Source organism: Pseudonocardia sp. HH130630-07, assembly GCF_001698125.1.
In the GTDB taxonomy this organism is placed as follows: domain Bacteria; phylum Actinomycetota; class Actinomycetes; order Mycobacteriales; family Pseudonocardiaceae; genus Pseudonocardia.
Genome location: NZ_CP013856.1, coordinates 48745 through 66106, shown reverse-complemented (window position 1 = coordinate 66106; position 17362 = coordinate 48745). Strand labels below are relative to the sequence as shown.

19 protein-coding genes and 1 pseudogene are annotated in these 17362 nt (G+C 71.4%); 7 read left to right on the top strand and 13 right to left on the bottom strand.

What is annotated here, in order from left to right:
- Positions 1 to 46: 46 nt before the first annotated feature.
- The 4 genes from AFB00_RS30925 to AFB00_RS30910 form a co-directional block, all read right to left on the bottom strand.
- Positions 47 to 1489: an acyl-CoA carboxylase subunit beta gene (locus AFB00_RS30925; RefSeq protein ID WP_068801038.1), complete on the bottom strand. Its 1443-nt coding sequence runs from the start codon at positions 1487 to 1489 to the stop codon at positions 47 to 49.
- Between the two features lie 128 nt (positions 1490 to 1617).
- The gene (locus AFB00_RS34405) at positions 1618 to 1890 is read right to left on the bottom strand and encodes a hypothetical protein (protein ID WP_068801037.1); all 273 of its coding nucleotides are present in this window, start codon (positions 1888 to 1890) and stop codon (positions 1618 to 1620) included.
- Positions 1891 to 2244: 354 nt separating this feature from the next.
- Positions 2245 to 2514 (bottom strand): hypothetical protein, encoded by a 270-nt coding sequence (locus tag AFB00_RS30915; RefSeq protein WP_156819935.1) that lies wholly within the window; start codon positions 2512 to 2514, stop codon positions 2245 to 2247.
- A gap of 190 nt (positions 2515 to 2704) precedes the next feature.
- A complete protein-coding gene (locus AFB00_RS30910; RefSeq protein ID WP_156819934.1) occupies positions 2705 to 3910 on the bottom strand; it encodes a hypothetical protein in 1206 nt (401 codons plus the stop codon).
- A gap of 216 nt (positions 3911 to 4126) precedes the next feature.
- On the opposite strand from AFB00_RS30910, the gene AFB00_RS30905 reads away from it, so the two are divergent.
- Positions 4127 to 4309: a YegP family protein gene (locus AFB00_RS30905; RefSeq protein WP_068801081.1), complete on the top strand. Its 183-nt coding sequence runs from the start codon at positions 4127 to 4129 to the stop codon at positions 4307 to 4309.
- 11 nt (positions 4310 to 4320) lie between these two features.
- Here AFB00_RS30905 and AFB00_RS35560 read toward each other — a convergent pair whose 3' ends face one another.
- From AFB00_RS35560 to AFB00_RS30880, 6 genes are all read right to left on the bottom strand, one after another.
- On the bottom strand, positions 4321 to 4446 hold the full coding sequence (locus tag AFB00_RS35560; protein WP_257785267.1) for a hypothetical protein: 126 nt from the start codon (positions 4444 to 4446) through the stop codon (positions 4321 to 4323).
- 182 nt (positions 4447 to 4628) lie between these two features.
- The gene (locus tag AFB00_RS30900) at positions 4629 to 4904 is read right to left on the bottom strand and encodes a hypothetical protein (protein WP_068801034.1); all 276 of its coding nucleotides are present in this window, start codon (positions 4902 to 4904) and stop codon (positions 4629 to 4631) included.
- Positions 4905 to 5488: 584 nt separating this feature from the next.
- Positions 5489 to 5716, bottom strand: a complete 228-nt coding sequence (locus AFB00_RS30895) for a hypothetical protein (protein ID WP_068801033.1) — start codon at positions 5714 to 5716, stop codon at positions 5489 to 5491.
- Between the two features lie 146 nt (positions 5717 to 5862).
- Positions 5863 to 6324: a hypothetical protein gene (locus AFB00_RS30890; RefSeq protein ID WP_068801032.1), complete on the bottom strand. Its 462-nt coding sequence runs from the start codon at positions 6322 to 6324 to the stop codon at positions 5863 to 5865.
- On the bottom strand, positions 6321 to 6704 hold the full coding sequence (locus AFB00_RS30885; RefSeq protein ID WP_068801031.1) for a hypothetical protein: 384 nt from the start codon (positions 6702 to 6704) through the stop codon (positions 6321 to 6323). The genes AFB00_RS30890 and AFB00_RS30885 overlap by 4 nt, the downstream gene beginning before the upstream one ends.
- 106 nt (positions 6705 to 6810) lie before the next feature.
- Positions 6811 to 8214, bottom strand: a complete 1404-nt coding sequence (locus AFB00_RS30880; protein ID WP_068801030.1) for a hypothetical protein — start codon at positions 8212 to 8214, stop codon at positions 6811 to 6813.
- A gap of 248 nt (positions 8215 to 8462) precedes the next feature.
- On the opposite strand from AFB00_RS30880, the gene AFB00_RS30875 reads away from it, so the two are divergent.
- The 5 genes and pseudogenes from AFB00_RS30875 (at position 8463) to AFB00_RS30860 (ending at position 12382) form a co-directional block, all read left to right on the top strand.
- Positions 8463 to 8750: an AbrB/MazE/SpoVT family DNA-binding domain-containing protein gene (locus AFB00_RS30875; protein ID WP_068801029.1), complete on the top strand. Its 288-nt coding sequence runs from the start codon at positions 8463 to 8465 to the stop codon at positions 8748 to 8750.
- The gene (locus tag AFB00_RS30870; protein WP_083276269.1) at positions 8747 to 9175 is read left to right on the top strand and encodes a type II toxin-antitoxin system VapC family toxin; all 429 of its coding nucleotides are present in this window, start codon (positions 8747 to 8749) and stop codon (positions 9173 to 9175) included. The genes AFB00_RS30875 and AFB00_RS30870 overlap by 4 nt, the downstream gene beginning before the upstream one ends.
- A 193-nt stretch (positions 9176 to 9368) precedes the next feature.
- A pseudogene (locus AFB00_RS36540) lies at positions 9369 to 10266 on the top strand (IS5 family transposase); the annotation flags it as partial.
- Positions 10267 to 10404: 138 nt separating this feature from the next.
- Positions 10405 to 11115, top strand: a complete 711-nt coding sequence (locus tag AFB00_RS32765; protein ID WP_083276267.1) for a hypothetical protein — start codon at positions 10405 to 10407, stop codon at positions 11113 to 11115.
- A 232-nt stretch (positions 11116 to 11347) separates the two neighbouring features.
- Complete coding sequence (locus AFB00_RS30860; protein WP_068801027.1) at positions 11348 to 12382, top strand: site-specific integrase; 1035 nt, start codon at positions 11348 to 11350, stop codon at positions 12380 to 12382.
- A gap of 539 nt (positions 12383 to 12921) precedes the next feature.
- On the opposite strand, the gene AFB00_RS30855 is transcribed toward AFB00_RS30860, so the two are convergent.
- Both AFB00_RS30855 and AFB00_RS30850 read right to left on the bottom strand, forming a co-directional pair.
- Positions 12922 to 13338 carry a hypothetical protein gene (locus AFB00_RS30855; protein ID WP_068801026.1) on the bottom strand — a complete coding sequence of 139 codons (417 nt, stop codon included), beginning with the start codon at positions 13336 to 13338 and terminating at the stop codon, positions 12922 to 12924.
- A gap of 76 nt (positions 13339 to 13414) precedes the next feature.
- Positions 13415 to 14305, bottom strand: a complete 891-nt coding sequence (locus AFB00_RS30850; RefSeq protein WP_083276266.1) for a hypothetical protein — start codon at positions 14303 to 14305, stop codon at positions 13415 to 13417.
- A gap of 125 nt (positions 14306 to 14430) precedes the next feature.
- On the opposite strand from AFB00_RS30850, the gene AFB00_RS32760 reads away from it, so the two are divergent.
- Positions 14431 to 15328, top strand: a protein-coding gene (locus AFB00_RS32760) for an IS5 family transposase (RefSeq protein WP_442965901.1) whose coding sequence is annotated in 2 segments (ribosomal slippage) — positions 14431 to 14826 and positions 14828 to 15328 — 897 coding nt in all. Because the reading frame shifts where the segments join, the coding sequence is not laid out codon by codon here.
- Here AFB00_RS32760 and AFB00_RS30835 read toward each other — a convergent pair.
- Entirely contained in the window at positions 15325 to 17274 is a 1950-nt protein-coding gene (locus tag AFB00_RS30835; protein ID WP_231974599.1) for a type IV secretory system conjugative DNA transfer family protein, read from the bottom strand. The two genes, AFB00_RS32760 and AFB00_RS30835, sit on opposite strands and share 4 nt — an antisense overlap.
- Positions 17275 to 17362 lie beyond the last annotated feature (88 nt).

Genomic DNA, 17362 nt, shown 5'->3' with positions numbered 1-17362 from the left:
CTGTCGCGGTGGCGTCGAGCGAGGATGGGGACATCGTCGGCGCGGTTCACAAAGGGATGTTGCGGTTGCGTCCGGTCCTGCGCGGCGCTGCCGCGAGCGCCTCGATCAGCCGCTCACGCGTCGTGGCCGGGGCAATCACCTCATCCACCACGCCGAGATCGAGCGCGCGGTCGACGCCACCGGCCGTACGTTCGTGTTCGTCGGCGAGCCGGTCGTGTAGCTGCTCGCGTTCGTCATCCGGCGTGGCGGCCAATTCACGGCGGTGCAGCACGCCGACTGCCGCCCGTGCGTTCATCACGGCGATCTCGGCGCCCGGCCAGGCGAACACCGCGGTCGCGCCGAGAGCGCGCGAGTTCATCGCGATGTAGGCGCCACCGAAGGCTTTGCGCGTTACCACTGTCACCCGGGGCACAGCAGCGTCGGCGAACGCGTGCAGCAGCTTCGCACCGCGGCGCACGACACCCTCCCACTCCTGTCCGATCCCGGGCAGGTAACCGGGCACGTCGACCAGTACGACCAGCGGTACCCCTGCCGAGTCGCATAGACGCACGAAGCGGGCAGCCTTCTCGGCCGACGCCGAGTCCAGACATCCGCCCAGGCGCAGAGGGTTGTTCGCGACGACGCCGACGCTCCGGCCGCCGAGCCGCCCGAACCCGATCACGATGTTCGGCGCGTAGCGTTCCTGCAGCTCCTCGAAACCATGCCCATCCGTGGCCGGTGCATCCAGGAGGGCGATCACGAGCGGCCGCACGTCGTAAGCCCGACGGCGGTTGGCGGGCAGCACAGATGCCGGATCCGTTGCGCTGTCGCGGCCCGTGAGCGGGCCGAAACTACCCGGCTGCCCGAGGTAGCCGGTGATGCGACGGGCCGCGGCCAGAGCCCCAGGCTCGCCGTCGGCTACGTGATGCACCACCCCGGAGCGCAGAGCGTGTGTGTCCGGACCACCGAGCTCGTGGGCGTCGACCCGCTCGCCCGTGACCGACCGCACGACGCCTGGACCGGTCACGAAGATCCGCCCGGCCGGTGCTATCACGACCAGGTCGGTCAGTGCGGGACCGTACGCGGCGCCGCCGGCTGCGGGTCCCAGCACCACCGAGATCTGGGGAATCCGGCCGGACGCGCGAACCATCGCCGCAAACACCCGGCCGACCGAGTCGAGCGCCTCCACTCCCTCCGCTAGACGTGCCCCGCCGGAGTGCCAGAGCCCAATGACAGGGCGGCGCAGGCGCAGGCCGGCTTCGACGGCGTCGACGATCCGACGGCACCCGGCCTTTCCCATCGCGCCCCCTTGATATGCAGCGTCTGTCGCGTAGGCGACGACCGGTACACCGCCTACGGCTCCGAGCGCACTCACAACGCCTGAGTTGTTCGGACATCCCAAGAAGTCAGCAACCCCCGGGTCGAGGAACCTCTGTAGACGTTCAGAGGCGGTCCCGGGGTCGGCGGGCGTGGCGGCGGCCGCCGCGGGCGGGGTCGTCGTTCGCGTCATACCGGGATCCTCCGGGGCTGGAGCCGACCGAACATCGAGCGTGGTTCGAGTCGCCAAGGACCGCGGGCCCGGCGCGGTCGGCTGCCCACCTGCGGTGCGCGTCCCCGATCCTGGAGTCCTCCGTCCGTCTACAGGTCGGTGATCTCGACGTCGGGGTCGAGGTGGGTCAATCGGTCGGTGTCGGCGCTCAGTGCTGGCCAGCGGCGTTGGCGGGCGGTGTGCAGGACGTGGCCGGCGAGTGCGTCGAAGGCGTCGGCGTGGTCGAGCAGCGTGGTCACCGCGGCGGCGTCGTCGAGTTCGCTCACGATGACCGAGGGGTGGCCGATGAGCTCGGCCAGCTGTGGCCAGGTAGGGCGGGTCGACGTAGAGCACAGCGTCGGGGCGCCGTAGGTGGTGATCACCTCAACCGCGGGCCGGTTCTCGCGATCAGCACCGTGCGCAACCGCTCCGTGGCGTGGAGGTCGCCGACCCGAGCGGCGGGACGGGGTTCGACCGGGGCGGGGTGGAGGCAGAGCAGCCGGCGCGTCCCGCAGCGCCGGCGTTGTTGAAGCTCTGGTTGCAGCGCACCCCAGCGGTGGGCTCGTTCGACCGGGGTTGAGTTTGGCCTGGCGGCGCGCAGACGTCGTACTCCGCGCGAGTACGGGGTGAGCGCGCAGACCCAGGCCAGCTCGTCTGGCTGGCGGCGAGCTGTGTGACGCGGTCGCGTCTTGGGCGTCGGGTGCGGCCGAGCGGCTCGTCGTTGGGCTGGAGGGCGTTCACCAGAGGCCCTCCTGGATCTGGCAGCTGGTTGGGCGGCAGCCGGGACAGATCGGTTCGTCGAGGTGCCAGCCGGCTGCGGTCAGCCACGTCCGGGCGGGCTCGGGGACCGTGCCGTCGGGGGCGGCGGCGAGGTCTCCGACCAGTAGTGGGCCGTCGCCGCAGCGCTGGCAGGTCAGGTCGGTGATCGGCCCGGCGGGTGCGCAGGCTCGGCAGTAGCAGGCGGTGGTGGGTCCGTCGGGGCCGTCGACGAGCCACACGGCGCTCATCAGGATCTGCTGCAGCGGGTCGCCCGGGGGGCAGCCGCACCGGTCGCAGCACAGGGTCGGTCCGCTCGAAGCGTGCGGAGCGGGGGCGCCCATCTCCGGGCGCGCCGAGCCCCCAGACGGTCGGGGCCGGCCAGGCGTCGGGTCAGGTGTGGGGGACGTGCCGGCGCGGAATGCGGGGTTCATGGGGACCTCACTCCTGGTGGGCGGTGTCGCCGGGCTGATCGGTCGGGTCGCCGGGCTCGGTGGCGGCGGGCTCGGTGACGTCGGGATCGGTGGCGGTGGGGCCGGGTCGGCGCTGCGCGGCGCGGGGCCGGGCCCGGCGGGCGGGCGGACGCGCTGGCTCGGCGCCCGGATCGACGTCGATGCCGTCGGTGTCGACGTCGTGGCCGGCGGTGCGGTCGGCGGTGCGGCGTTGGGCGCGGGCCAGCTCGGTGCGCAGGTCGGCGACCTGGGTGGCATGGCGGGTCTGGGCGTCGGTGAGGCGCTGCTCGCCGTAGGCGCGTTCGCGGTCGACGTCGTGGACGAGCTGGGCGCGCAGCGCGGTCAGGCTGCTCTCCGCCGCGGCCCGGGCGGCCCGGTACTCCGCGGCCTGCTCCCGGACCTGGTCCACCTCGTCGGCCAGGCGGGCGCGGTCGGTCTCGGCGCGGTCGAGGTCGCGCCGGGTCGCCGCGAGATCCGCGGCCGCGGTGTCCCGCTCGGCGACGGCGGTCTCCAGCTCCGCGCGCACCCCGCCCAGCTGGGTGGTCAGCTCGGCGGTGACCCGCTCGGTCTCGGCCCGGGCCGCGTCCCGCTCGGTGGTCAGGTCGGCGACCTGCTGTTCCAGCTCGGCCCGGGTCGCGGTGAGCTGGGCCTCGGCCGCCTCGCGGGCGGTAATCGCCTCGGTGCGGGACAGCTCGGCGGTGTCGCGTTCGGCGATCGCGTCGGCGGCGGCGTCGTCGGACGCGGCGGCCGAGCGGCGCGCGGCCTCGGCCACGTCCCGGGCGGCGCGGGCCTGGGCGCGGGCCTCGTCGGCCGCGGCCTGGGCGAGGTCGATCTCGGCACGCGCGGCGCGGCGGGCGGCGGCGATCTCCGCGGCGACCGCCTCGGGGTCGGCCAGGGTGCCGAGCGCGTCCCGCAGCTCGGTGCCGCCCTCCTCCAACCGCGCGATGAGCGCGACGACCTGGTCGGTCACGGTCTGCCCGGCCCGGGCGATCGGGCGGGCCAGCGCATCGTCGGGCTCCCCACGCCGGCGCGCCGGGACGCCGCCGTCGGCGATCCGCTTGGCGTTGACCCGGTCGTGCATCACCCCGCCCACGACCTGGTAGCAGTACTTCGGCCGCCGCCCGGACCCGGCGTACTCCATCGTGTTCGCGCAGCCCCCCGGGAACTGGCACGGCTCCAGCTCCGGCCCTCCCACGCGCGCGGACAGCGAGTGACCGACTACGACAGCCGACCCGAGCTCACCGCGACGCCTATACGTCCGACGCTCACAACCCGAGGGGAGAGGCCGGGGCGTTCACAGGTCAGCGCCGGCGGCTCGAGGTCGTGGTCCGACCCGCGTCGTGTCGAGACGTGCCCGACGGAGTGCGCTAGCGTCGCTCACTCACCGGTTCAGGCCACTGTGGAGGTCGAGATGGCGAGCAAGTTCGAGGTCTACAAGGACCGTGCCGGGAAGTTCCGGTTCCGGCTCAAGGCCGGCAACGGCGAGGTCGTGGCCTCCGGCGAGGCATATGAGACTAAGGCCGGCGCGCACAAGGGCTGCGAGGCCGTCCAACGCGCTGCCGCCGACGCCACGATCGTCGACGTCGACTCCTGAGACGCCGACTCCTAGACGCAGGACGGACGGTAGCGCAGCGCCTGCGCCAGCCCGATGACCAGCGGCACGAGCAGCAGGATCGGGCTGATCGTGCCGGCCGCGATCGGGGCGAGCAGGAACAGGCAGACGAACAGCATCGACGAGGCGACCGCGGGGACACCACCGAGGAGGTCGTGGCGCCGCCGGCGGCGGCGGTGCCCGGTGGCCGAGCGGGCAGGCCCTGACGGGACAGGGGTTCGTACGAAGCTGGACTCACGGGGCCGCTGCTCGGACGCGGAGAACCCGCTGCCGGAGGGAGGAACCGGGGCCGTATGAGGAGTCAGCGCCGTGGGGGAGTCGGTGACGGTGGGAGGGCGTAGCCGCCGGTGCCGTAGAGCTCCGTCGGCGGGGTCCGTGTGGTGTCGGGGCTCGAGGACGTCAGCCCGGCGATGGTGACCACCGCCAACGCGAGGAACACGACCACCGAGGCGAGGATAGCGCCGGTCAGGCCGGCGGCGCGACCGCCCAGGGCCCGCGAGCGGCGCAGCCCGATGATCGACAGGACCAGGCCGGGACCTGCGGCGCCGATGTCGGAGGAGCCGGGGCAGAGGCCCACGCCGGCAGGTTCTGCGCGGCGGGCAGACCCGGCTGGGTCCACGTGGTGGGCGCGGGCTGCGTGGCGGAGCCGGTGCTGGCGTGCTGCTGATTGCTCATGCCAGGTCCGACCTCGTTACCGGTGAACCGGTTCCCACCGGATCCAAGATTGTTCCCACCCGCTCCACAGAACTTCCCCGGGCCGAGGACTCCCCCGCCCGGACCTGGCGGGCTGCCCCCCTGCGGCGCTCGGGGGTGAGCCGCGTCGCGGGACGCTGGTCGTCGACGACCCGGCGCCCGGCCGACCGACCGCACCGCGGCCAGGCCTCTGGTCCGCACCCGGAGCACGACGACCGGACCGGGCAGCCAGCAGCGGGACCCGCCCGGCCGTCGGTGCCGCGCCGGTGTCGCGGAGCACCTCGTCCAGGCAGCGCCACCGAAGCGCCACCCCGATGGGGGGTGACGGTCAGCGGGGGCGAGCCTCCGATGTCGTGCAGGAACGACACCGGAGGCCGTGCGTCGGGGTAGGGGTCGGCCGGGAACTCGCGGTCCGGCCGGGGGACGGGATCCATGCGCTCGGACCGTAGAGCAGCGGACGTCGTGCGCTCAGCGGCGTACCCGGGGGTGGAGGCGGCGCAGCAGCGCGATCGCCAGCGCGAACAGCACCAGCACCGAGGCCGCGGTGGCGACGACGACCACCGGCATCGGGGTGCCCGCGGGCAGCAGGAACTGCGGCCACAGGATCGCGACCAGCATGCACACGCCGGCGATCAGGCCGCGCTGAAGCGCCGAGACCTCTGGCGGGAAGAAGATCAGCCGTCGCAGGGTGGACATCCGGCGATGCTACGGGGCTGTCGGGAACCGATCACCGGTTCCCGTCATCCGTCGGTGATGGCCACGTACACCACGCGGAGAGAACCGGACATCGCGAGCCGCATGGCGAGCGTCGGGGTGTGGAATGTCCGGGCTCGGCGGCGGTGTCAGCGGTGGGTCAGGGTGCACCACATCGCAGTGGTGCCGGTTTGCAGCGCGGACAGGGTGAGGGTGTTGTCCTCGACGGTGTAGCGGCCGGTTCCGGGGAAGGCTCGGTACTCGGGCGGTTCGGTGAAGGTCAGACTGAGCTGGTCGTCGTCTGTGGAGTACGACCCGGACGCCAAGATCGAGCGTCTCACCAGTAGGGACGTGAAGGTGAAGGTGTCGTCGTCGGCGAAGTCGAGGGTCAGCGGCGCCTGGACCGCGGAGGCCTGGGGTGAGGCCGAACAGGTGCCGACCCACTGTCCGCGTAGGTCGGAATCGGGTCCGGCGCAGCCGGTGAGTCCACCGGCGATCAGGAAGACGGTCAGCGCCGCGATCCGGAGCCGGCCGCACCGCGCGACGCCCCGGACGGCTCGCTTGATGATTCCGGCCGGTGTGATCCTCTGACTCAGCTGGTTCGGGCTCATGCGGGGCGCTCTTGGGAGACACGGGGGCCGGGGTGGCAGTCGGGACAGACCGGCCCGGCGGGGCCGGTCAGCCGCCAGCCCACGGCGGTCAGCCAGGTGCGGGCGGGCGCGGGCAGCGCCTCATCGGGGCCGGCGGCGAGCTCGCCGACCAGTAGCGGCCCGTCGCCGCAGAGCAGGCAGGTCAGGTCGGTGATCGGCCCGGCGGGCGGGCAGGCCCGGCAGTAGCGCGCGGTGGTCGGGCCGTCGGGCCCGGGGATCAGCCACACCGCGCTCATCAGGATCTGCTGCAGCGGGTCGGCCGCGGCCTGCCCGCACCGGTCGCAGCACAGCGACGGCCCGGCGCCCGGGGCGTGAGCGGGCGGCCTGGTCGGGGTGGCCATCACCGGTCGCGGCGCGGCGGTGGGCCCCCGGTGTGGGGGAGGACCAGCCTGATGAGCAGGGGGAGGGGATGCGGGTCCGGTGGGGAAGGCGGAGTTCACGGGGGCCTCACTCCTGAGCATCGGGGGCGACGGGTCGGGTCTCGTCGGCAGGTGCGGTGTCGGTCGTGGTGACGGGTGTGGTGGCGGTGGGGCCGGGCCGGCGCTGCGCCGCCCGGGGTCGGGCCTGACGTCCGCTCGTGCCTCGACCGGACCCGGAGTCGGTCGCGAGGCCGGTGTCGGGTTCCGGAGTCCGGCCGGTCATCTGTCCGCGCAGCCGCGCGAGGTCGGTGCGCAGCTCGGCGAGCTGGGCGCCGTGGCGGGTCTCGGCGTCGGCGAGGCGCTGTTCGCCGTAGGCGCGTTCGCGGTCGACGTCGTGGGCGAGCTGTTCGCGAAGGGCGGCCAGGCTGCTCTCCGCCGCGGCGCGTGCGGCCCGGTGCTCGACGGCCTGTTCGCGGACCTCGTGCAGCTCGTCGGCCAACCGGGCGCGGTCGGTCTCGGCCCGGTCGAGGTCACGGCGGGCTGCGCCCAGATCTGCGGCGGCGGTGTCGCGTTCGCCGACCAGCACCTCCACCTGCCGGCGGGCGTCGGCGAGCTCGGTCTCGACGCGCGTGTGCTCGCGGGCCAGCGCTGCCAGGTCGGCGGTGACCCGGGCAGACTCCGCGGTCGCGGTGTCGCGTGCGGCGATCGCGGAGTCGCGTTCGGCGGTGAGCGTGTCCCGCTCGGCGAGGGCTGCGGCCAGCTCGGTGTCGCGCTGCTCGAGCTCGGCGCGGACCTGCGCGATCTCGCCCTCGAGGACGTCGTGTGCGGCGATCGCGGTGTCACGGGCGAGTTCGGCGTCGGCGCGGGCCTCGGCGGCCTCGGCGGCTTCGGCATCGGACGCGGCCGCGGAGCGTCGCGCGGCCTCGGCATCGGCGCGGGCGGCGCGGGCCTGGGCGCGGGCCTCATCGGCCACGGCCTGCGCGGCGTCGACCTCGGCGCGCGCGGCCCGCTGGGCCGCGGCGATCTCCGCCGCGACCGCCTCGGGATCGGCCAGCGTGTCCAGGGCGTCGCGCAGCTCGCTGCTGCTGTGGTCCAGGCGCGCGATGAGCGCGGCGACCTGGTCGGTCACACTCTGACCGGCGCGGGCGATCGGGCGGGCCAGCGCGTCGTCGACCTCACCACGGCGCCGGGCGGGCGTGCCGCCGTCGAGGATCCGCTTGGCGTTGACGCGGTCGTGCATGACCCCGCCCACTACCTGATAGCAGTACTTCGGCCGTCGCCCGGACCCCGCGTACTCCATGGTGTTCGCGCACCCGCCCGGGAACTGGCACGGCTCCAGCTCGGGCCGGCGCAGCTGCACCCGCCACGCTGGCCCGCCCGAGGACCCTTCGGCCGTGAGAGCGCCGGCCGCGGTCGGGGCCTCGGCGTCGGCTCGGACGTCCGGTGTCGCGCCGTCATCGGCCGGGATGCCCGCAGAGGGCTGCTCGCTCACGACGCCGATCCTCCAGCAAACGTATCGTTACGTCAATAGTTACGTATTAAGTAATGTTATACCGCAACGATACAAAACACCTTCAGGCTTGGCGGGATCATGCAGGGAGTGCCGCGAGCAGAGCTGCGTGCCAGGCGACAGAAGCAACATTATGTTGCGTAGCATGGAAATGCAGGTTAACCGGCTCTTCTGTCGTCGTGTGGAGCTTCCAGACAGAGAGTGGGTGCGTCTGCGCTAGACTCGGTGGTATGTCGGATCAGGTGGACGATGCGGGACGTGCCGAGGTTGTCGTCAATCGGGACGGCCGGATCCTGATCCCCGCGCAGGTTCGTCGTGATCTGGGGTTGGCTGCCGGTTCGACGCTGTTGCTGTCGGTCGAGGACGGCCGGGTGGTGATGGAGTCTCGGGCGCAGCTGGTCGCGCGGATGCGCCGGGAGATCGCCGCGGAGTGGCAGGGCGACCCGCAGGACTCGGCCGCCGACGAGCTGATCGCCGAGCGCCGGGCCGAGGCCGCGACCGAGGACACCTCCTCGTGACCAGGCCGGACCGGGCTGCGGTCAACGAGTCCCCTGGCCCCCGCCGCCCAGCGGTGCTGGACGCCTCCGCGGTGCTGGCCTGGCTGCGCGCCGAGCCCGGCGCCGATGTCGTCGAGAGCTACCTTGAGGCGGCGGTGATCTCGGCGGTGAACCTGTCGGAGGTCTACCAGAAGCTGGCCCAGCGCGGCGTCGACGCCGACCGCACCCTGCGCCAGCTGCGCACCCTGGGGATCGGCATCGAACCGGTCACCGCCACCGACGCCGTCACCGCCGCGACCCTGTGGCCGGCCACCCGCACCGCCGGACTCTCCCTCGGCGACCGGTGCTGCCTGGCCCTGGCCACCCGCCTCGCCGGCCCGGCGGTCACCGCCGACACCGCCTGGACACAGCTCGAGGTCGGGGTGACGGTCGTACCCATCCGGTAGACCCCCTGGGTGCCGGCACCCCACCTGTTCGCCAGACGAGCAAGGGGGCACGGACATGTCCACGCCGCACGCTTCCCCGTCTACCCCGCACCCCCGCCTGCGCTCCCGGTCGACGTGAGCGACCTGTGGGGTGCACCGCCACTGGTTGCCCGCTCCCTCACCCCTCCGGCAGGTGTCAGACCGTGTTTGAGAAGTGTCGGCGTGTCTGCCCTACGCGGGCCGGGCTCTGGTCCATCGTGGGCGGGTGGCTCGGCGTAAGCGGCGGTACCCCTCGGACACCAGCGACGCCCAGTGGGTGTTGATCGAACCGCTGCTGCCCGAGGCCGGATCGGGTGGGCGGCCGGAGAAGCACGCACGCCGCGACGTGGTCGACGCGATCCTCTACGTCGTGCGCGCGGGGTGTGCCTGGCGGGCGCTACCTGCGGACTTCCCGCCCTGGCAGACCGTCTACTGGTACTTCAACCGGTGGGAACAGCAGAAGGTCACCGAACAGATCCTCCCGATCGTGCGCCGACAGCTGCGCGCGTGCGCCGACAGCTGCGCGCCGACGAGGGTCGCGACCCCGAACCGACTGCGGGGATCATCGACTCCCAGAGGGTGAAGGGCGCCGACACCGTCGGGCTCGACTCGCGTGGCTACGACGCCGGGAAGAAGATCAACGGCCGCGAACGGTTCATCTCCCACGGTCACCCTCGGCCTACTGCTCACCACCATGGTGTGTTCGGCCTCGGTGCAGGACCGCGGCGTCGCCAAGCCGATCCTGCTCGACCTCTACCTGCGCACCCGGGTCCGGTTCGTCTACGCCGACGCCGGGTTCGCCGGACGCCTCCTCGACTGGGCGACCACCATCCTGCACACCACCGTCGAGGTCGTTGGCAAACCCGCTGACCAGCGCGGCTTCGCCGTGCTCCCACGGCGGTGGGTGGTCGAGCGGACCCTGGTTTGGCTCACCGCACACCGCCGCCTCGCCCGAGACTACGAACGCCACCCCGCCACCGCCGAGGCCATGATCCGCTGGGCCGCGATCAACACCATCACCCGACGCATCACCCGCGGCGCGCCCGCCGCCCGCCAGTAGAAGTACGCGATCACACCCGCGACTTGATCTTCTCAAACACGCTCTCAGGTCAGTCGAGCGCCGTCACTCATCGACGGCCGCCGTCGTCCCTCGCATATGGTCTGGTCGGTCGCCTGCCGTCGCGATCGTCTAGGTGGTAGAAGGACCCATCATGGCAACCGCAGTGCTTGCTCCGGACCTCCAATCGAGTGTGGACCGATTCGCTCGATCGCTGATCGTGCCCCGCCGGCTCCTTGCCTTGCATCCCCGAAAGCAGGGTGGTGCTGGCGACGCGGCGGCCCTGGCCCCAGCCATCACGCAGTGCGTCATTCCAGCGTTTGAAGGCTTTGTCGAAGACTTTTTCGCCACCGTGCTGTATCGACAAGGTCAAAGCTTCGCCCAGATCGTTAAGAAGATGAATCTTACCAACCCGGACATCGCCGAGTTCACTGGCTTGGTGGTGAAGGAGTTCCCCGAACTAAAGCGACTGGTCGGAACTGACTTCGAGGTAACTGTGTTCGCGCCACCCCCCGTAGGCAAGAGTTTCTGGACCGACAAAGATCTGGTGTGGAATGAGGCGGTGGAAGCCGCACGGGGTTGGATGCAGGTGCGCCATTGCCTAGCTCACGGACTCGCCAGTGGCTGGCGCAGCGAAGTCTGGCCGGGACCAGTTAAGAAGGAAGTGCCCCCGGCGTCGTCGGTGCTGCGCCGGATGCCCACCGGCAAACACTCCTTAGCACTGCACGGTGCTATCAGTTGCGCTCGGATCTATCTAGCCGGCGCTCAGCACCTCGGTGACCTAGTTGCCAATCACCTGCATGAGACGCTGAACTGGTCGGGAGTTCCCGAGTTCCCGCTTCGTGCTGCTCCGGCAGCCGATTAGCGCCCGAAGCGCTCCAGGTCGTCGTTGTGCCGGGTTCCGGCGTGGTGGCGGGCGCCGCTCTCGGTGACCTTGTAGCCGATGCTGTAGGCCTGCGACGGGCCGTAGGTGCAGGCGACACTGCAGGATTGATGAGGCGCCCTGAAGTGACCCCCGTCAGCCGGGCAGCCCCGGGTGGCACCTACCCGGCGCGGGGTCCCGGCGAAGTCGGCCCGGCCCGCTACCGTCGCTGATCGTGTCCGACGGTCTGTCCCACGAGCGCGCTCCGGCGGCGACGCCGGCCGGGCTGCTGCCAGTCACCGACCTCGACGACAGTCCGCTCTCAGCCGAAGAGATCGCCTACGGCCAGGCCTCGAAAGCCTCGGCCACCATCGAGGCCTACCGCACCGACTGGCAGGAGTTCTGCGACTGGTGCGCCCGCGAGCACCACGCCCCGGCACCGGCCCCACCGGCCGCGGTCAGCGGGTACCTGACCGCCCTGGCACGGGCCGGCGCGAAGGTCTCCACGATGAGCCGGCGCATGGCCGCGATCCGGTTCTTCCACGCCCTGCAGGACCTGCCCGACCCGACCAGCCCGGCCCGGGTCACCACGGTCTGGGAGGGCATCCGCCGCGTCCATGGCGCCCCACCCGACCAGGCGCCGCCGCTGATGCCCCCACAACTGTTCGACCTCGTCGCAGCCACCGCCACCACCCGCGACTTCCGCACCCGCCCATCCGAGCCCGACCTCGCCGGCGCCCGCGACCGCGCCCTGCTGCTGATCGGGTTCTTCTCCGCGCTGCGCTGCTCCGAACTCTGCGCGCTGACCGTCGACAACGTCCTGCCCCACGACCGCGGCCGGACCCTGGTCATCCCCTCGTCGAAGACCAACCAGCGCGGCGAACAGACCGAGCTCGTCGTCCTGCCCTACGCCAGCCACCCCGACGCCTGCCCCGTGCGCGCCCTCGACGCCTGGCTCCAGCTCTCCGGGATCACCGAGGGCCCGCTGCTGCGCCGGGTCTCCACCGGCAACCGGCCGGCCCCCACCGGGCTTCATCGGGCCTCGGTCAACCGCCGCATCACCGAGCTCGCCGCCGCCGCCGGCCACGCCGAGCAGGGCTACTCCCCGCACTCCCTGCGAGCCGGGTTCGTGACCTGGGCACACCTACGCGGTGCCTCCGACCGCGAGATCGCCGCCCAGACCCGACACCGCTCCCTGGCCTCGGTTGGCGGCTACGTCCGCGTGCAGACCGCATGGAGCTCTAACGCCGCCACCAACATGGGGCTGTAGCCCCTCAAGCAGGAAACGATGCGTCTGGTGCAACAACACGACAGCTCGGGACAGCGCCGCTCTGTGCAGTTCATGCGCGGCGGCGCCAGTACATACTCCGTTGGGAGGTCTCAGCGTCCGAGCAGCCCCGGGATCCATGCGGCGGCCCGGGGCGGGCTGCCCACCATAGGCGGGCGCAGCACCGCCGTCCTGCAATTAGAACGTTGACGCACCAGCGATCTCAGCAGGTGAAGTTGTAGAGACGTGGACCACGTGGCGTTTCGCATCTAATGAGTAGTGAGCCATCCGGGTATTCCCCAGGCGCCTCCACGCAGATCTCGGGAGTCAATCACATGCCCCGTAGCCAGGACAGCCATCGTTTCCGCGGCCGCAGTCGATCAGTGGTGCGACCAATCGCGTCGACATCATTTGATCCGTCCAGCGACGAGGAGTCGATGCCCACGGGGTCGCGGTCGTCCACCTGGATGTCCCCTGAGGGAGGAAGAGCAGCGGTGCACAGCCACCGCACCGAGACCGCCCGTGGGTCGAACTCCTCGATATTAGATGTGCGATGTTCGGTGATGACGTCGAGCAATGAAGGACTGAGTAGAAATCGATAGCGCGCAATTTGGCGCAATCGTATCCGGGTCTGCCGTTGGATCGTCACCCATACTGGTCCGGCAGATCTTGACGTTGCCGACTCCGTGCAGACGAGCAGCTTTTATCAGCAGCATCAATGTGGTCTGTCGATCGGCCTCCCGAGTGACGAGTGGGTCGACCAGATAGTGGGGCGGCAGACGCAGCGCCGGCGCCACCGCCGCCCCATCGTCAGGGCTGTGCCTACCGGACAGGACCGCCGCGATCTGACGCTCCAGGGCGGGCTGCAGATGGGGATCGAGCGCGCTGACGTGGGCGATGACCGTGCGCCGGCGGGCCACGTCGAGGTCGTCGTCGAGCAGATCAGTCATCACGTCCATGGGCAGCCTCACCGTCCGTGCATGAAGAAGTCTCCGCTGGGCCTCAGCGTCTCAGCACCCATCCACCAGCGGCGAGTCAGGTACTGGCGTGGTCCTCGCCTATGTCGGCCATGCGGGCGTCGAGGAAGTACTCCCACCAGTCCTCCGGGCGACTCGGCGGTGCTGGTGTCTCGGCGTCGAGCAGCGCTACCCGGGTCGGGCGGGCGCCGTAGCTGGAGTCGTGGCCCCGCAACGGCGGGAACCGGTCAGGGAAGTACCGGGGGCGATTAGCTCCCCGCTCGATGGTCAGCGCTGGCGGCTGCCGGCCGTCGGAGCCGGCCTCGTTGACGGTGTCGTCGTAGCGGCGGCGTTCCTCCTCGGTCACGCGATGCTTACCCGGGGCGCACTCGCGCCGGTCGATCGCGATCGCGAGGTTGGTGACCGCGGCCGGGAGCCAGCGCACGTGCCACTCGGCCACCAGCTCCGGGCGGGTGCCGGGGGCGCTGGAGGAGATATAGAGGGTACGCAGCCACGCGAGCTCACGCACCGCGCGCGGGTGCACCGGCCAGCAGTCGGGCAGCTCGAGACGTGTGAGCTGATAGTCGTTGTTGAGCACTTCGGAGACGAATCCCGCCAGGGCGTCCCACGCGGCGTGCTTGTCGCCTCGGTCCAGCTGCGACCAGCGCAGCGCCGGGGTCAGCGACAGCGCCTCGTCCTCTGCGTCGCCCGCGCCCGTCGCGGCCGCCTCGACCGCGCCCCCGAGGGCGGCCACAGCCTGCTCGACGTCGTCAAGCCTGGGGCTTATGCGGCCGAGGATGTCGGCGATCTCAGCGACGTGACCTGCGGTCTCGTCGCTCTGCCGGGTCGTGGCGTCGAGCTGTCGCAGAACCTGGCGCAGCTGCTCACCGACCTGCACTGCCCACGGCCGGGCCGCGCCGGGAGCGGGTCGCTCCCCACCCGACGGCGGGACGGGGCCATCGCTGGTCACGGTGACCGATCTCCTCTCGTCTCAACGACATAGCAGTGGCTGGTCCGGCGCACGTGGGCGCCGGACCAGCCAGAACTAGGGCGTGTCTCCCAGATAGGCGGAGCGGGGTGCGCGATGCTTGATCGGTGCCGCGTACCGCTGTCCTGACTGATGCCCAGTGGGCCCGTCTGGCGCCGCTGTTGCCCTCCTCCGAGGGTCGTCGCGGGCGCCCGTTCCGCGATGACCGCCGGGTGCTCGAGGGGATCATCTACCGGTATCGGTGCGGGCTTCCCTGGCGCGACGTCCCAGCCGAGTTCGGGCCGTGGCAGACGTTGTGGAAGCGGCACCGCCGCTACAGCGGCGACGGCACCTGGGACCACATCCTGGCTGCTCTTCTGATCGAGGCCGACGCCGCCGAGGTGCTCGGGTGGGCGGTCAGCGTGGACTCCACGATCATCCGTGCCCACCAGCACGCCGCGACCCTCAAGCGCGACACAGGGGGCCGGATCGAACTACACGAATCTGCTCGCCGAACCAGCAGATCACGCGCTGGGACGGTCCCGCGGAGGGCTGTCGACGAAGATCCACCAGCTCGTTGACGGGCACGGCCGCCCGCTGGTGGTCCTCCTCGGCCCCGGCCAGGGCGGCGACTCGCCAATGTTTCCGCACCTGATGGCGCACCTGAGCATCGCCCGACCGGGCCCGGGACGACCCCGGACCCGGCCCGAACGCGTGCGCGCGGACAAGGCCTACTCCTCACGCGCGATCCGCCGGCACCTGCGCGAGCGCCGGATCATCGCTGTCATTCCGGAGCCCTCTGACCAGCAGGGACACCGCAAACGACGCGGCTCACGCGGCGGCCGACCGCCCGCATTCGATCCGGTCGACTACCGAAACCGCAACGTCGTCGAGCGCGGGTTCTGCCACGTCAAGCAGTGGCGCGGGCTGGCCACCCGTTACGACAAGCTCGCCCTGACCTTCCGCGGCGGCGCCGTCCTGAAGGCAATCGTCACCTGGCTCCGCGCATTGGGAGACACACCCTAGGCGGCCACCTGATCTGCAGCATGCCCGGCGGCACGAACAGCAGCGCTCGTGGGAGCCTGCGTGATGATCGCAGGCGGCGGGCGCAGGTCAGACCGTTCCCACACCGGGCTGACCCGCACCATCGTGGCCGGGGTCGCGCGATGGATCAGCAGCGCGTGCCACTGCGGGATCGTGCGCACCCGGTCGACCGGACACACCCGCACCTTCTCGTAGCGCTCCTCACCATCACCGGTGGGCACCGGCTCGTGCCGGTCCCCGCACAGCACCGAGGCCTTCTCCAAGTCCTCACGCAGCGACAGCCCCCCGAAAATGACCTTGGCGTTGGTGGCGTTCCAGATCGTCTCGCCACCCTTGGCACCCCAACGCTGGGCGAGCTGAGACGGTGACTGCACCGCCCACTCGATGTGGATCCCACGGCCACCAGCGTCGGCCACCCAGCGGTCCAGCGGCACCGGAGTGATCAACGCAGCCTCATCGAGGAACAACCCCAGCGGCGGATCCAGACGCCCCTTCGGCCGCGACGACGCGACCCGTTTTGCCGTCTCGAACAGGTGGCCGGTCATCGCCGCCAGCAGCGGCGCGATCGAGGCATGCTTGCGGTCCGAACCGACCACGAACAACGATCCGCGACCAGCGAGGAGCTGTTCGGCATCGAGCTCCTGACCACCATCACTACCAGTGACCAGGGCAGCAACCTGCGGATCGGTCATGAACTTCACCGCTTCGGACAAGGTCATGAAGATCGAATCGCGGGTCTTGCGGGCATCGGTCGCCAGAACCTGACGCAGAGCATCCAGCGTCCCCTCCGGGACGCGTCCGCCGGGATTCCGGCCCAGGATCTGCAGAGCCTCGCCGGCTCCGCCACTGCGTGCGTCACTGGTCGGGGAGAACACCCAACGGGCAACCCTGGCCATATCCGTGCCGGACAGGTCCGCGGCCATCAGCAGGGCGGTGAGCACACTGACCGACCACTGATCCCAGCGATCACCGCCGTCCTCGCTCGTCGACACACCACCGACCATCAAGCCAGCCCGCACCGCAGCCACCTGCGCGTCCGCGCACCCCGACACGGGAGACCACCACACCGAGGACCTCTGATCGCCGAGCTGCTCGGGGTTGAACAACCACACCGGGCCCTGCTGGGCTCGTTTCCCGGCGCAATAGTTGTACAGATCAGGTTTGGTCGAGGTCGCCAGCAGCGGGCCGTCGTGATCGAGGATGTGATGACCCATCAACGCCGTCTTACCGGTCTGGGGCGGGGCCACCAGCCCGATCACATCCCGATGCGGCGCGTAGCAGTCGGTACCGATCACCGGCCCGACCACCGAACGACCCAGCCAGGTCCCGCACCGGCGCACCGGCAGCCGCTCCACCAGCCCGGGCGCCAGCACTCCTCCGGGGGCGGGCCAGCTGACCTCCGCGGTGACGCTGGGGCGGGTCGCCGCCGCGGCGAGACGCACCGCGTGCGCAGACAGGTGCCGATGCAGGTCCCACCACCCGGCCCACCCCTCGCCGCCGAAGCCGGTCCGCACCCGGGCCCGCTCGGTATGGGCATACGCCGCCCGGCCGGGCGGGATTGCCAGCACCGCCACACCGACCGCCGTCAGGACAGCACCGCTGACCACGACCATCACATCGGGCAGGATCAGCAGCCCCACCCCCAGCACCAGCCCCGCTACCGACACCACGCCAGGCAGGGCCTGGCGCCACAGCAGCAGCGCCGACGCGGCCGCGGCGAGCGCGCCGACCATGGTCGCCACAGCCGCCGGACCACACGACAGCACCAGGCCCAGCAGCAGACAGCAGACAGCGGCTGCCTGGACCAGGCCCCGGGACAGGGCCCTCGCCATACGCTCGCCGAAGCCCGCCCACACCGCGGAGGCCACGATCGACCGGGCCAGCGGTAGCAGGACCCACCACCACACCCGGCTGACAGCCCGCCGCATCGAGACCAACGCAGCAGCTCCCTGCCTCGAAGGCTCCGGGGAGCGACCCGACGTCAAGTCGTGGTGCTGATCCTCGGCCGTCCCCGCT